Source organism: Streptomyces sp. NPDC001914, assembly GCF_042891215.1.
In the GTDB taxonomy this organism is placed as follows: domain Bacteria; phylum Actinomycetota; class Actinomycetes; order Streptomycetales; family Streptomycetaceae; genus Streptomyces.
This window is the reverse complement of record NZ_JBIASW010000001.1, coordinates 300,573-314,515: the sequence shown is the minus strand read 5'-3', so window position 1 is coordinate 314,515 and position 13,943 is coordinate 300,573. Positions and strand designations below refer to the sequence as shown.

The window sequence follows — 13,943 nt, the reverse complement described above, 5'->3', positions numbered from 1 at the left end:
CGGTCAGCCGGCGGCCCGCGCCCTGCGGGCCAGGAGCTTACCCACCTCCCACACGACCAGGAGAGCGACCGCGGACAGCAGCGCCCAGCCGAACTGCCGCGCGTTGATCTCGGTGGTGCCGAGGATGCGGCGGAACCCGTCCATCTGCGTCACCGCGACCGCGAGGACGAACTGCGCGAGCGCCGTCCAGTTCATCTGCTTGCTGTCGAAGGTGCTCGCGGTCAGCACCGAATCCGTCTCGCTGCGGCATTCGAAGGCGGCCACGATCAGACAGAGCGCGAACGCGGTGAACGCGATCGAACTGCCCTTCTCCACGCTGTCGTAACGGGATTCGCCCAGCTTGATCAATCCGAGCAGGATCAGCGTGATGGCCAGCCCGCTGAGCCCGACGGTCACCATCACCGGCCGGGTCAGCACCGACTCCCCCCGCGGCCGCGGTCTGCGTCGCATGAGCCCCACGCTCTCCTGGTCGAAGCCGAGCGCGAAGCCGAACGAGGCGTTGACCACGAAGTGGATCCACAGCACCTGCGGCGGGGTGAAGGGCTCACCCGCCGCGATGTTGAAAATGGTCGCCCCGAGGAAGGTCAGGACGAACGTGACCAGCAACAGCAGCACGAAACGGATGTACTTGGTGAGGTTGTCGTAGAGCTTGCGGCCCTGCTCCACCGCGTAGACGATCGTCGTGAAGTTGTCGTCGGACAGGATCATCCGCGCCGCGTTCTTCGCCACGTCCGTGCCGCTGCCCATGGCGATGCCGATGTCGGCCGCCTTGATGGCGGGCGCGTCGTTGACGCCGTCGCCGGTCATCGCGACGACGGCACCCTTCTTCTTGAGCGTGTCCGCGAGCAGCACCTTGTGCTCGGGGGCGACCCGTCCCACCACACCGATGCCGTCGATACGGGCCAGCCGCTCGCTCTCCGGCAGCGCGGCGAAGTCGGCGCCTAGGACGGCCTCGCCGGGAATGCCGAGCTGCCGCGCGATGGCGGCACCGGTCGTGACGTCGTCCCCGGTCACCATGCGGACCCGGATGTGAGCCGCCTGGGCGCTGGCCACGGCGGCCTTCGACTCCTCGCGCGGCGGGTCGACCATCCCGACCAGACTCGTCATCCGCAGTCCGGTGACGTAACCGAGCAGGTCTCCGTCCGGATCGAATGCGGCCGGGTCCAGATCCCGGGTGGCCGCCGCCATCACCCGGCGTCCCTCCCCGCCCATGCGCTCGCCCTGCTCGTCGGCGCGCCGGCTCAGCTCCGCGTCCCACGGGACGGTCGTCCCTCCCGACAGCGCGGTCGTCGCGCGGGCCTGCACCGCCGGGGCCGCGCCCTTGACGAAGCAGCGCACCACCGGACGCCCGGACGGGTCGACGGCGGAGTTGAAGGTGGCCATCAGTTTGTAGCCGGGGTCGAAGGGCAGCGTGGCGAGCCGGGGCAGCCGCTCGCGGGTGGCCTCGATGTCCAGCCCGGCCTTGTGCGCCAGCACCAGGAACGCGCCCTCGGTGGGATCGCCCACGACCTCGCCGTCCACCAGTCTGCCGTCGTTCGCCACGAGGTACGGGAGGATCGCCTCCTCGATGCCCGCGGAGGAGCCCGCGGCGTGGTGGATCCGCCCTTCGAGGCCGTAGCCCGTGCCGGTGACGGTGTAGCGGTCGGTGGGTGTCACCACCTCCACCGCCGTCATCTGGTTCATGGTCAGGGTGCCGGTCTTGTCCGAGTTGATCGCCGACGTGAACGCCAGGGTCTCGACGGACGGCAACTCCTTCACGATCGCGTTGCGTTTCGCCAGACTGAGGCTGCCGACGGACAGGATCGCCTGGGTGACCGTGGGCAGGGCCTCGGGGATGGCGGCGATGGCCAGCGAGACCGCGCTGACGAACAGGGCGTCCCAGGCCTGGTCGCGGCGGTACCCGAGGGCGAACATCACGATCATGGTCAGGCCCGCGGCGGCGGTGATCCACAGCGTCAGCGAGTCGAGTTCCCTGGTGAGCGGCGCCTCCTCCCGCTCGGTCGTCGACAGCATCTCCGAGATCTTGCCCAGCTCGGTGCCCGCGCCCGTCCCGGTCACGATCACGAGACCGCTGCCGTGGGTGACCGGCGTGTGCATGAACGCCATGTTCGACTGATCCCCAGGACCCAGCAGGACCTTCGGCAGGGTCGTGGCGTCCTTCGACGCGGGGACGCTCTCACCGGTGAGCGCCGACTCGTCGATCTGGAGCGCGTGGGCCTCGATGATCCGCCCGTCCGCCGGAACCTGGTCCCCGGCGGAGATGTGCAGGACGTCGCCGACGACCACCTGCTCCGCGGGGATCTCCGACTCGCTCCCGTCACGCCTCACCCGGGCCGTCGCCGTCAGCATCGACTGGAGCGCGTTCATCGCGCTCTCGGCCTTCCCCTCCTGCCGCAGTCCCACGACCGCGTTCAGCAGGGTCAGCAGGACGAGCAGGATCGCCGTGGTCCACTCGGAGATCGCCAGCGAGACGATCGCGGCCACCAGGAGGACGACCTGCATGTAGCTGCGGTACTGATCGACGAACCGCCGCCAGGCCGGCTTCTGCTTCTCCTCCGGCAGCGTGTTCGGCCCGTTCTCGGCCAGCAGTTCCGCGACCCGGGCCGCCGTGAGTCCCGAGGCGGGGTCGACCTCGAAGGCCGAAGCGACGTCCTGCGGCTCACGCGCGTACCAGAGCTCCGGAGCGGCGCGCTCCGGAGCCTTCGGACCGCTCGACTGCGTCGCCATGTCAGCTCTCCGATCCCGATCCGGTACGGCCTCGATGCCGGGCCGCGTAAGGATCGGCCGGCGCGCCCTCGGGAGCGTCGGCCTCCAGTTCCCGCCGTGCGGCGCGGAGATCCTTGCGGGCCTTCTTGCCGACCACCGGGTAGGCCGGATCGATGTCCATGAGCGTGTGCACCAGCACGGCCGCCGTGGCGATCCGCGCGAACCACTTCCGGTCCGCCGGGACGACGTACCAGGGCGCCCACGGCGTACTCGTGTGCGAGAGCATCTCGGAGAAGGCGTGCTGGTACGCGTCCCAGTACCGGCGCTCCCGGACGTCGGCGGCGGAGAACTTCCAGTTCCGCTCCGGCACGTCGAGCCGCTTCATGAAACGGGTGCGCTGCTCCTCCTTGGACAGGTTCAGGAAGATCTTCACGACCTTGAACCCGTTGTCCGTCAGATAGCGCTCCCATTCGTTGACGGCCCGGTAGCGCCGGTCCCAGATGTCCGGCCCGCGCACCTCCGCCGGCAGCCGCTGCCGGTCGAGGACCTCCGGATGGACCCGGACGACCAGCACCTCCTCGTAGTGCGAACGGTTGAAGATCGCGATGTCCCCGCGGGCGGGCAGCTTGGCCGCGTACCGCCACAGATAGTCGTGGTCGAGCTCCTCGGTGGAGGGCTGCTTGAAGCTGCTCACCTTGACGCCCTGGGGATTCACCCCGCTCATCACGTGCCGGATCGTGCCGTCCTTGCCTCCGGCGTCCAGCGCCTGGAGACACAGCAGGACGCCGTACGTGTCCTGCGCGGCGAGCCGTTCCTGGTACTCGGCGAGCAGCGACACCCCCGTGCGCAGCAGCTCCACCCCCTGCTTCTTCTTCAGGCCGCCCTTGTAGCGGGGGTCGAAGTCCCTGCCCAGCTTCACCCGTGACCCCGGTTCGACCCGCAGGGGCTCGATGAGCTTCGCGACGTGCTCGGCCCTGGCATCCGTCATGACGACCCGCCTCTTCTCGCTGTCACGGTGAGCGCCGCGCGGTCACCGGCCCTCACCGACACCGCCCAGGTCGGACGCGGACGCGGGCGCGGGCCGCAGCCTCGCGGGGATCCAGCGGTCCAGCAGGGAAGAGCGGCGCGGGCCGCCGGCGGACCGTTCCAGCGTGCCCGCCGTCCTCGGCCCGCCGTCGCCCGCGCCGCCGACGGCGGGCGCGGGGGAACTCCCCTCACCGTCGAGACCGGAGAGCAGCGCACGGACCTTGCGCTCGACCAGAATGGGGACGTACGTCCTGACCTTGGCCTGCTGGAACGAGCTGCGGGCCGTCGCGACCACCTGGTCCACGACGGCCGGGGCGACCGAGGGGTACGCGGCCTTCATGCGTGCGGTCAGGTGACGCAGGGCGGCCGCCTCGTCCTGGCGGACGTCCACGGGAGCCGCGGGATCCGCGCTCGCGACGGCGTCCACGGGAGCCTCGGGGTCCGCCGTCGCGACGGCGTCCGCGGGCGGGGCGGGGGCGCGGCTCGCTCCCCCCGGCGCGCTGCTCTCGTCGTCCGTGGCTTCCGGCTCGTCCCTCTTCATCGTTCGACCACCCGCGCGCTCGCAAGTCGCGAGCCTCAAGGGGCGGAGACCGCAAGGCCAACGGTCACGATCCGGCTGCCCCGAGACGGCTCGACGGCCGGGTTACGAGGCCGTCCCACTCATTCTGGGTCCGTCCGGTCGAAACCGCCTCACGGACGACGCGCGCCGGCCCGGGTGCCGGCCGGGGGCCGCCGCCGAGGGCGGTGCGCGAGGTGTGCGACGGCCCGTGCCACCCGACCCGCGCCCACGGCCATGACACCCCGTGTGTGTCCTGCGGACGGGACAGGGGGAGGGCATGCCGGGGGACGACGGGGCGGGTGGCAGGGGGTGTTGCGGGGACCGGGCGGAGGTCGGCCACTCCGACGGATCGGGGAGACGGCGATCCGTCAGCAGGACTCAAATGGCCGCGAGTCGGCTCGCGTCCCGGTGTCGTAGGGGCGGACACATGTCATCGACGGCCCGCACCCTGTGCGGTGCCTCGCCGTCCGGGGGCCGGGCCTCAGCCGAAGACCTTGACCGCCTGGTAGTAGGTCCACGCGGTGCTGTCGCAGGAGGCCTTCGTCGCGCCGCTGTAGTTGGCGCAGACGCGGCCGAGGTCCGCGTAGAACATGCTGTCGAGACGGGACTTGTTGGCGTCGAAGGTGCCCGCGGCCTTGTAGTTGCGATAGCCGAAGTCGTGGCGGGCGCATGAGGTGGAGAAGGGGAAGCCGAACGGGTTGTCCGGCGAGGTGGAGCAGTAGTCGGTGGACCAGTCGAACGCGTACGCCGACCAGGCGGACTGGTTCGCACGTGCGGCGACCCACGCGTTGTAGCTCGACGCGCTGGTCTGGGTCCAGCTGGACAGGACTTGGGGCTTGTCGGCAGGGGCGGCGCTAGCGGCTGTAGCGGTCGCCGTGACGGCCACCAGGGCCATGGCCGAGGCGGCGAGGCCGGTGGCGAGTCTTCGGTGCATCCCAACACCTCCATGAGGCTGCGACCCGCCCGTCGGGCTGCAGGTTCATGACAGGAATGATCGGCACGGCGACCCCCTTTGACTAGTGCTTGGACCCCAACAATCAATTAACTCGCAGGAGTTGGGGGGACATGTTTCATGTCTGCGACCACCATGGCGGCCTATGGCTGGATGTGTTCCTTGGGGTGGGTGGTGTCCCGGTCGCATCCCATTGGCGCCCGTGACGTGCAACCGCAAGGTTGCTATGAAACGAGTGACGTGCAACCCTGGAGTTGCATCAATGATGGCTTCGAAGGAGTACGTCATGACCGAGGACCGGATCGAACGCGAAACCCTGATCGAAGCGCCCCTGGAACGGGTCTGGCCGCTGGTGGCCGTGCCCGGCTTCTGGGTGGCCGACGAGGAGAGCCTGCCGACCACCGAGGGCAGGGCGGGCGAGTCCGTCGTCGTGAAGAACGCCCGGTACGGGGAGTTCCCGGTGCGGGTGGAGAAGGTCGAGCCGCCCACCTACGTCGCCTACCGCTGGACCAGCGCGTTCCCCGGAGACCCGCTGAGCGACGGCAACAGCACCCTGGTCGAGTTCACCCTGATTCCGGAGGGCACGAGCACACGGCTGCGGGTCGTCGAGAGCGGCTTCGCGGCGCTGTCCGGCTCCGCCGAGCTGCGGCACAAGGCCCACGAGGACAACAGCAACGGCTGGCCCCAGGTCCTGGAGGCGTTCAAGAAGCGCGCCGCCCAGCCGTCGGTGTGACCGAGGCACAGAGCGGGAGCGAGGAGGTCGACGGCGTGCTCGCCGCGCTCGCCGACCCGACGAGGCGTCACCTGCTCGATCTGCTGGCGGCCCGGGGCGAGGTCACGGCCACGAAGCTGGCCGAGGAACTGCCCGTGTCGCGGCAGGCCGTGGTCAAGCACCTCGCCGTGCTGGACGCGGCCGGGCTCGTCACCGGGAGCCGGGTCGGGCGGGAGGTGCGGTACGCCGTGCGGCCGGCCGCGCTGAACGCCACCGCCCGGTGGATGGCCGCGCTCGCCGCCGACTGGGACCGGCGCCTCGCGCACGTCAAGCACGTCGCCGAGACCGCGGAACGCGCTGCGCGCGAGTGACCCACCCCGTGCTCGTTCCCCGGCACCCAGGTCCCGATGCCCAGGCCCCGCTGCCCGCTGCCCGGCGGCCACTGACCGGCTCCCGCCGCCCGCTGACCGGCTCCCCCCGCCCGCTGACCCGCTCCCGCTGCCCGCTGCCCGGCGCCCAGGTCCCGCTGCCCGGCGCCCGCCCCCGGCTCCCGCCGCCCGGCCGCCGTTCCGGCTCCCGCAGCCCAGCTGCCGCCGCTCGGCTCCTGCCGCCCAGCTGCCGCCGTTCCGGCTCCCTCCGCCCGCCCGCCGTTCCAGCTCCCGCTGCCCGGCGGCCACTGACCGGCTCCCGGCGGCCACTGACCGGCTCCCGCCGCCCGGCCGCCGCTGCCCGGCTCCCGCCGCCCGGCCGCCGCTGCCCGGCTCCCGCCGCCCGGCCGCCGCTGCCCGGCTCCCGCTGCCCGGCTCCCGCTGCCCGGCTCCCGCTGCCCGGCTCCCGCTGCCCGGCTCCCGCCGCCCGGCTCCCGCTGCCCGGCTCCCGCCGCCCGGCCGCCGCCGCCCGGCTCCCCCCGTCCGCCCCGTGCCGCTCGCCACCCACTGACCGGCGCCAGGTGGCGGGGAGCGGCTTGCGTGCCCATGTTCATGGGTCGTGTTCCGGGGTGTTCATGTCTCCAGCCCTCGCGCGTTCGTGTGCGTCGCCGTGTACATGTGTCCTGCACTCCCTGTTCATGTGTCCATGTACGTGGGCCCATGCATGGGCCCACGTACATGTGTCCGCCTGCTCCCCCTCCGCATGCGTGACCGGATCGGTCCGCAGTCGGACCCGATGTGGCCTGTCCCCCTGGCGCGTGCCCCGGTCAGAGTGGAGCCATGACCCGAGCACTGATCGTCATCGACGTCCAGGAATCCTTCCGCGCGCACCCCCTGTGGGAGACCATCTCCGACCCGAAGATCACCGACCGGGTGGACCGGCTCGTCCGGCTCGCCCGTGAGGCCGGCGACACCGTGGTGTGGGTGCTGCACGCGGAGCCCGGCAGCGGCGACGTCTTCGACCCCGCCCTCGGCCACGTCCGGCTGATGGACGAACTCCGCCGCGAGGACGGCGAGCCGCTGGTCCACAAGACCTCCCACAACGCCTTCACCACCACCAACCTCCAGCAGCTCCTCACGGAACGCGGAGTCCGCGAGCTCACGGTCTGCGGCATCCGGACCGAGCAGTGCGTGGAGACCACCACCCGCCTCGCAAGCGACCTCGGCTACCGGGTCACGTTCGTCACCGACGCCACCGCCACCAACCCCATCCCGCACCGGGACGCCCCCGCGGATCAGAGCGTGGCGGAACTGCTCGCGGACCCCCGCACCCTCGGCGCCGACGAGGTCATCAGGCGTACCGAGTACGCCCTGGCCGGGCGCTTCGCCGTCATCGCCACGGTCGACGAACTGGAGACCGCCGCCGCGTCTCGGGCATGATGACCGGATCGTGAGCCACATCGTCTTCTTCCTGGTGCCCGGAGTCCATCTGCTGGACCTGGCCGGCCCCGCGCAGGTCTTCTCAACGGCCGCCGACTTCGGGCACCCCTACTCCCTCGGCTACGTCGCGGAACAGCCGCGGATCGTCACCGCCCAGGGACTGCCGCTGACGGCCCTGACCGAGTGGCCCGAGCTCGGCCCCGAGGACCTGATCGTCGTGCCCGGCTGGCGCGCCCTGACCCTCGCCGAGGGTCCCCGCATCGGCGATGCGACGCTGCGGGTCCTCCGGGACCACCATGCGCGGGGCGGCACCGTCGCCAGCGTCTGCGCGGGAGCCGACGCTCTCGGCCGGGCCGGACTGCTCGACGGACGACGCTGCACCACCCATCATGACGTCCAGGACGAACTCGCCCGCCGCTACCCCCAGGCGGCCGTGGTCCGCGACGTCCTCTACACGCAGGACGACCGGGTCGTCACATCGGCGGGCATCGCCAGCGGGATCGACCTCGCCCTGCACATCGTCGCCGGCCGGCACGGCCCGGCCGCGGGGGCGCAGGTCGCCCGCGACATGGTCGTCTACGCACGGCGCAACGGCCATGAACCCCAGGCCAGCGCGATGCTCCGGCACCGGTCCCACCTGGACGACACCGTGCACCGCGCCCAGGACCTGCTCGACGCCCGGTTCGACCGGCCGGTGCCCCTGCCGGAGCTGGCCGCCGCCGTGGGCGTCAGCGAACGCACCCTGACCCGGCTCTTCACCCGCGCGACCCAGGGCCTCACACCGCTGCGCTACCAGCAGGCCCTCAGACTGGAGCGTGCCGAGCACCTCATCAGCCACGGTCTCACTGTCGACGCCGCCGCCCGCGCCGTGGGCTTCGAGGACGCCCGGATGCTGCGCCGGCTGCGAGCCCGCGCGACCTGAGACGCGTCGAGCGGGCCGGCCGCAGACGGTCCTCCCCTTCGGGCCGCCGGGGCCTCAGCCATCCTGCCCCGCGCCCGTGAGCGTCGTCCGCTGGCGCGCGGCGCGGACGGCCGCCGTCAGGGAGGCGATGTCGTACGCGCCGTAGTGACGGCGCCCGTTGACGAAGAACGTCGGCGTGCCCGAGACCCCGCTGAGGTCCGCCGACTCGACGTCCATCGCCACCCGGGCCACGCTCGCGCCGCCTCGCAGGTCCGCGCGGAAGCGTCCGCTGTCCAGGCCGAGCTCGGCGGCGTACCGGAACAGGTCCTTCGGGCCCAGCTCGCCCTGGTGACCCATGAGGAGGTCGTGCATCTCCCAGTAGCGGCCCTGACGGGCCGCGGCCTCGGCGGCCTGCGCGGCGAGCTGGGCGTTGGGGTGCACGTCGTTGAGCGGCAGATGGCGCCACACATAGCGGACGTCCCCGAAGTCGGCCAGCAGTTCACGCACCACCGATTCGGCCAGTCCGCAGTACGGACACTCGAAATCGCCGTACTCGACGAGCGTCACCGGCGCGTCGACCGGCCCGCGCACATGGTCGCGCTCCACGTCGACGGGTTCGCTCAGATCGACGATCGTCTGGCCGGTGCCGAGGAGGGCCCGCGCGCGGGAACGCCCGCTGAGTGCGCCGATCACCAGGGTGACGATCCAGGTGAGGAGGAACGAGCCGGCGACCGCGGCCAGGATGCCGATCTTCGCCTGCTCCAGCCGTTCACCCTCGAAGGCCAGCGACGCGATCAGCAGCGCCACGGTGAAGCCCACGCCCGCCAGCGTCCCGCCCGCGGTGATCGCGCCCCAGCCGACGGGCGGGTGCAGCCGTCCCCGGCCGGCGCGCGTGGTCAGCCAGGTGCCGCCGATGACGCCGACCGGCTTGCCGATCATGTAGCCGAAGAGGATGCCGAGAGTGATGGGCGAGGTGAACGCGTCGGCGAGCTGACCGGTGCTCAGCGTGATACCGGCGTTGGCCAGGGCGAACAGCGGCACGATCACGTAACTGGTCCAGGGGTGGTACATCTGCTGGAGCCGCTCGTTCGGCGACAGCGTCGAGGCGAGACCGCGGCGCACCGTGCGCTCCAGCTCCGGCGTCGGCTGCTCGCGAAAGCGCCGGAACAGCCGGCTCGCGTGCTCCAGGTCGCTGCGCTCGGCCGGGTACGCGTAGGTCAGCATGCCCATCGCGAGACCCGTCACCACGGGGTCGACGCCCGATTTCAGGAGCGCCACCCAGATCGCCACGCCCAGCACGCCGTACAAGAACAGGATCCGGGCGCCGAGCGTGCGCCGCACCAGCAGGACGACCGCGAACAGCGCGAGCGCCGTCAGCAGCGCGGGCGGCGCGATGGTGTCGCTGTAGGCGAATACGACGACGGCCAGGGCCAGGAAGTCGTCCACGACGGCGATGGTGAGCATGAAGACCCGCAGGCTGCCGGGCAGCCGGGAGCCGAAGACGGCGAGCATGCCCAGCGCGAACGCGGTGTCCGTCGACATCGCGGCACCCCAGCCGTGCGCCGCCGTGCCATGGCCCGAGGTGATGACCAGGTACACGACGACGGGGACGACCATGCCGCACAGGCCCGCCAGCAGCGGCAGGGTGACCCGCCGCCGCTCGCGCAGCTCGCCCAGGTCGAACTCGCGGCGCGCCTCCAGACCGACGACGAAGAAGAACAGCGTCATCAGCCCGCTGTTGACCCATTCCCGCAGGTCGAGCGAGACGCCGCCGGACCCGACGCGGATCGACAGCTCGGTGCCCCACACCGTCTCGTACGCATCGGGACCGATGTTGGCCCAAGCCAGGGCCAGCACCGCGGCGGCGAGCAGCACGGCGGCGCTGCCGGTCTCCGTGCGCAGGAACGCGTGCAACGGGCTGCGGGCGCGCTGACCGCACTGGGTCTGGGCGGACAGGGGGGACGCGTCGGACGGCATGGTCATCCTCCGATTCTCGCCCCGGACCCGGTCAGGATTCGAGAAGCGCCGACGGCCGTGCCTCCCCTAGCGTGGCGCATGAACATTGTCCTCCCGCGCGAAGCTGGTTGGATCGAGTCAGGCGATGCCGGCGGGGACCGCGAAGGCGGCCCCCGCCCGACAGATGGAGACACGATGAGCAAGGCCACGAGGACGGACCCGCGGCCGTCCGCGCCGCACGGCGCCGACAGCCACGATCTGATCCGTGTGCTCGGCGCGCGCGAGAACAATCTCAAGGACGTCAGCATCGAGATCCCGAAGCGCCGCCTGACGGTGTTCACCGGCGTGTCCGGTTCGGGCAAGAGCTCCCTGGTGTTCAACACGATCGCCGCCGAGTCGCAGCGGCTGATCAACGAGACCTACAGCAGCTTCGTGCAGGGTTTCATGCCCACGCTCGCCCGGCCCGAGGTCGACGTCCTCGAAGGTCTCACCACCGCCATCATCGTCGACCAGCAGCGGATGGGCGCCGACCCCCGGTCCACCGTCGGTACCGCCACCGACGCCAACGCGATGCTGCGCATCCTGTTCAGCAGGCTCGGCAAGCCGCACATCGGCCCGCCCAGCGCGTACGCCTTCAACGTCCCCTCGGTCAGCGCGAGCGGCGCCATCACCGTGGAGCGCGGCGCCAAGAAGGCGGTGAAGGCGACCTTCAACCGCACCGGCGGCATGTGCCCGCGCTGCGAGGGCCGGGGCGCCGTCTCCGACATCGACCTCACACAGCTCTACGACGACTCCAAGTCGCTCAACGAGGGCGCGATCACCATCCCCGGCTACGGCTCGGACGGCTGGAACATGCGGCTCTACAAGGAGTCCGGCTTCGTCGACCCGGACAAGCCGATCCGCAAGTACACCAAGAGGGAGCTGCACGACTTCCTCCACCACGAGCCGACCCGCATGAAGATCGCGGGCATCAACATGACGTACGAAGGACTCGTCCCGCGGATCCAGAAGTCGATGCTCTCCAAGGACAAGGAGGCCATGCAGCCGCACATCCGCGCGTTCGTGGACCGGGCCGTCACCTTCGCGGCCTGCCCCGAGTGCGAGGGCACCCGGCTCAGCGAGGGCGCCCGCTCCTCGAAGATCAAGCGGATCAGCATCGCCGACGCCTGCGCGATGCAGATCAGCGACCTGGCCGAATGGGTCCGCGGTCTCGACGAACCGTCGGTCGCGCCCCTGCTCGCCGCGCTCCAGCAGACGCTCGACTCGTTCGTGGAGATCGGCCTCGGCTACCTCGCCCTGGACCGCCCGGCGGGCACCCTGTCGGGAGGCGAGGCGCAGCGCGTCAAGATGATCCGCCATCTCGGCTCCTCCCTCACCGACGTCACCTACGTCTTCGACGAGCCCACCGCCGGTCTGCACCCGCACGACATCCAGCGGATGAACGACCTGCTGCTGCGCCTGCGGGACAAGGGCAACACCGTCCTCGTCGTGGAGCACAAGCCGGAGACGATCGTGATCGCCGACCACGTCGTCGACCTCGGCCCCGGCGCGGGCACCGGCGGCGGCTCCGTCTGCTTCGAGGGCACGGTCGAGGAACTGCGCAAGGGCGGCACCGTCACCGGCCGCCACTTCGACGACCGGGCCAAGGTCAAGGAGACACCGCGCGAGCGCACCGGCACGCTGCAGATCCGCGGCGCGTCCGCGAACAACCTGCGCGACGTGGACGTCGACATCCCGCTCGGGGTGCTCGCCGTCGTCACCGGCGTCGCAGGCTCCGGCAAGAGCTCGCTGGTGCACGGGTCCATCCCGGCCGAGGAGGGCGTGGTGTCGGTCGACCAGGCGCCGATCCGCGGTTCGCGGCGGAGCAACCCGGCGACGTACACCGGTCTGCTCGACCCGATCCGCAAGGCCTTCGCGAAGGCCAACGACGTGAAGCCGGCGCTGTTCAGCGCCAACTCCGAGGGCGCCTGCCCCACCTGCAACGGCGCCGGCGTCATCTACACGGACCTCGCCATGATGGCCGGTGTCGCCACCACCTGCGAGGACTGCGAGGGCAAGCGGTTCGACGCCTCGGTCCTCGACTACCACCTCGGCGGCCGTGACATCAGCGAGGTCCTCGCGATGTCGGTCGACGAGGCCGTGGAGTTCTTCGGCGCCGGAGAGGCGCACACACCGGCCGCGCAGCGCATCCTCGCGCGGCTCGCCGACGTCGGGCTCGGCTACCTCACCCTCGGCCAGCCGCTCACCACGCTGTCCGGCGGCGAGCGGCAGCGGCTCAAGCTCGCCACGCACATGGCCGACAAGGGCGGCGTGTACGTCCTCGACGAGCCGACCACCGGCCTGCACCTCGCCGACGTGGAGCAGTTGCTCGGACTGCTCGACCGGCTCGTCGACTCGGGCAAGTCGGTCATCGTCGTCGAGCACCACCAGGCGGTCATGGCACACGCCGACTGGATCATCGACCTCGGCCCCGGCGCGGGTCACGACGGCGGCCGGCTCGTCTTCGAGGGCACCCCGGCCGACCTCGTCGCCGCCCGCTCCACCCTCACCGGCGAACACCTGGCGGCGTACGTCGGCGCCTGACCCGGGGCCGGGGAGCCGGGCCTCCGTACGACCGGATCAACCGTCGTACGGAGGCCCGGTGTCCCTGGCGCCCGGCGGCGGCAGGTTCTGCTGGAGTCTGCCCCGCTGGACCGCCGACACGAGCAGCCGGGCGGCCACGCCGATCAGCAGGACGTTCACCACCATCTGACCCGTGACCAGCAGACGGGCCGCCTCGGAGCGTGGCGTGATGTCCCCGAACCCGACGGTGCTGAAGACCGTCACGGTGAAGTACAGGGAGTCGGTCCGTGACAGCGTCTCGCTGAAGCTGCCCGCCGCGCTGCGCCCCATCAGGTAGTAGGTCGTCGCGAACAGGAGCATGTAGAGCGGGGCGCTGGTCGCCAGCGCCTCCATGGCGCGGAGTTCGGGCCGCGGGGCCAGGGTGATCTCGCGGATCTGCCAGGCCAGGAGCAGCGCCACCGCCAGGATGCCGCCGACGAGGACGAGGATCGTGGCCAGGTTGAACTCCTGGTCGAGCGGGAGCAGATAGTAGGCGGCCACGAGAACGGCCGAGGTCAGAAGGGACCGCAGACTGGAGCGGATCGCATCCCGGTGTCTCCTCCACGAAACCCTGCCCACCGCTGTGCCCCGCTGCTCTCCGCCGTGACCGAGCGACCGTGCGGCTCGTGGATCCAACCTCGCCGGTACCGCGGTCCTCGTGTCGTAGACACACCCTGTGGTCACCGGGATGGCGGTGTGTCCACGAGGTGAGGACCCCGGGG

11 protein-coding genes are annotated in these 13,943 nt (G+C 71.3%); 5 read left to right on the top strand and 6 right to left on the bottom strand.

Going from position 1 to position 13,943, the window contains the following annotated elements; translation table 11 throughout:
• Positions 1 to 3: 3 nt before the first annotated feature.
• The 4 genes from ACFYYF_RS01465 to ACFYYF_RS01450 all read right to left on the bottom strand — a co-directional run bounded on the left by ACFYYF_RS01465 (position 4) and on the right by ACFYYF_RS01450 (position 5,225).
• Entirely contained in the window at positions 4 to 2,727 is a 2,724-nt protein-coding gene (locus ACFYYF_RS01465) for a cation-translocating P-type ATPase (RefSeq protein ID WP_388770135.1), read from the bottom strand.
• 1 nt (position 2,728) lies between these two features.
• A complete protein-coding gene (locus ACFYYF_RS01460; protein ID WP_361690080.1) occupies positions 2,729 to 3,694 on the bottom strand; it encodes a polyphosphate kinase 2 family protein in 966 nt (321 codons plus the stop codon).
• A gap of 42 nt (positions 3,695 to 3,736) precedes the next feature.
• Positions 3,737 to 4,273 (bottom strand): three-helix bundle dimerization domain-containing protein, encoded by a 537-nt coding sequence (locus ACFYYF_RS01455; RefSeq protein ID WP_388770133.1) that lies wholly within the window; start codon positions 4,271 to 4,273, stop codon positions 3,737 to 3,739.
• A 499-nt stretch (positions 4,274 to 4,772) separates the two neighbouring features.
• Positions 4,773 to 5,225: a phospholipase gene (locus ACFYYF_RS01450; RefSeq protein ID WP_365494744.1), complete on the bottom strand. Its 453-nt coding sequence runs from the start codon at positions 5,223 to 5,225 to the stop codon at positions 4,773 to 4,775.
• Positions 5,226 to 5,529: 304 nt separating this feature from the next.
• Here ACFYYF_RS01450 and ACFYYF_RS01445 point away from each other — a divergent pair, with 304 nt between their 5' ends.
• The 4 genes from ACFYYF_RS01445 to ACFYYF_RS01430 all read left to right on the top strand — a co-directional run bounded on the left by ACFYYF_RS01445 (position 5,530) and on the right by ACFYYF_RS01430 (position 8,685).
• Positions 5,530 to 5,976, top strand: coding sequence for an SRPBCC domain-containing protein (locus ACFYYF_RS01445; RefSeq protein WP_388770129.1), 447 nt, complete (start codon positions 5,530 to 5,532; stop codon positions 5,974 to 5,976).
• On the top strand, positions 5,973 to 6,326 hold the full coding sequence (locus tag ACFYYF_RS01440; protein WP_388770126.1) for an ArsR/SmtB family transcription factor: 354 nt from the start codon (positions 5,973 to 5,975) through the stop codon (positions 6,324 to 6,326). The genes ACFYYF_RS01445 and ACFYYF_RS01440 overlap by 4 nt, the downstream gene beginning before the upstream one ends.
• Positions 6,327 to 7,163: 837 nt before the next feature.
• Positions 7,164 to 7,763 (top strand): cysteine hydrolase family protein, encoded by a 600-nt coding sequence (locus ACFYYF_RS01435; RefSeq protein ID WP_388770123.1) that lies wholly within the window; start codon positions 7,164 to 7,166, stop codon positions 7,761 to 7,763.
• A 10-nt stretch (positions 7,764 to 7,773) separates the two neighbouring features.
• Positions 7,774 to 8,685 (top strand): GlxA family transcriptional regulator, encoded by a 912-nt coding sequence (locus ACFYYF_RS01430; RefSeq protein WP_388770120.1) that lies wholly within the window; start codon positions 7,774 to 7,776, stop codon positions 8,683 to 8,685.
• Between the two features lie 54 nt (positions 8,686 to 8,739).
• Here ACFYYF_RS01430 and nhaA read toward each other — a convergent pair whose 3' ends face one another.
• Positions 8,740 to 10,641, bottom strand: coding sequence for a Na+/H+ antiporter NhaA (gene nhaA / locus ACFYYF_RS01425; RefSeq protein ID WP_388771512.1), 1,902 nt, complete (start codon positions 10,639 to 10,641; stop codon positions 8,740 to 8,742).
• 174 nt (positions 10,642 to 10,815) lie between these two features.
• On the opposite strand from nhaA, the gene ACFYYF_RS01420 reads away from it, so the two are divergent.
• On the top strand, positions 10,816 to 13,203 hold the full coding sequence (locus ACFYYF_RS01420; RefSeq protein WP_388770118.1) for an ATP-binding cassette domain-containing protein: 2,388 nt from the start codon (positions 10,816 to 10,818) through the stop codon (positions 13,201 to 13,203).
• Between the two features lie 36 nt (positions 13,204 to 13,239).
• Here the strand turns inward: ACFYYF_RS01420 and ACFYYF_RS01415 are convergent, their stop codons facing one another.
• Complete coding sequence (locus ACFYYF_RS01415; RefSeq protein WP_388770116.1) at positions 13,240 to 13,722, bottom strand: potassium channel family protein; 483 nt, start codon at positions 13,720 to 13,722, stop codon at positions 13,240 to 13,242.
• Positions 13,723 to 13,943 lie beyond the last annotated feature (221 nt).

Bases quoted from the DNA above. Each gene is read 5' to 3' on its own strand.
- ACFYYF_RS01465 (WP_388770135.1), bottom strand. From the start codon at position 2,727: ATGGCGACGCAGTCGAGCGGTCCGAAGGCTCCGGAGCGCGCCGCTCCG.
- ACFYYF_RS01450 (WP_365494744.1), bottom strand. From the start codon at position 5,225: ATGCACCGAAGACTCGCCACCGGCCTCGCCGCCTCGGCCATGGCCCTG.
- ACFYYF_RS01460 (WP_361690080.1), bottom strand. From the start codon at position 3,694: ATGACGGATGCCAGGGCCGAGCACGTCGCGAAGCTCATCGAGCCCCTG.
- ACFYYF_RS01435 (WP_388770123.1), top strand. From the start codon at position 7,164: ATGACCCGAGCACTGATCGTCATCGACGTCCAGGAATCCTTCCGCGCG.
- ACFYYF_RS01455 (WP_388770133.1), bottom strand. From the start codon at position 4,273: ATGAAGAGGGACGAGCCGGAAGCCACGGACGACGAGAGCAGCGCGCCG.
- ACFYYF_RS01445 (WP_388770129.1), top strand. From the start codon at position 5,530: ATGACCGAGGACCGGATCGAACGCGAAACCCTGATCGAAGCGCCCCTG.
- ACFYYF_RS01420 (WP_388770118.1), top strand. From the start codon at position 10,816: ATGAGCAAGGCCACGAGGACGGACCCGCGGCCGTCCGCGCCGCACGGC.
- nhaA (WP_388771512.1), bottom strand. From the start codon at position 10,641: ATGCCGTCCGACGCGTCCCCCCTGTCCGCCCAGACCCAGTGCGGTCAG.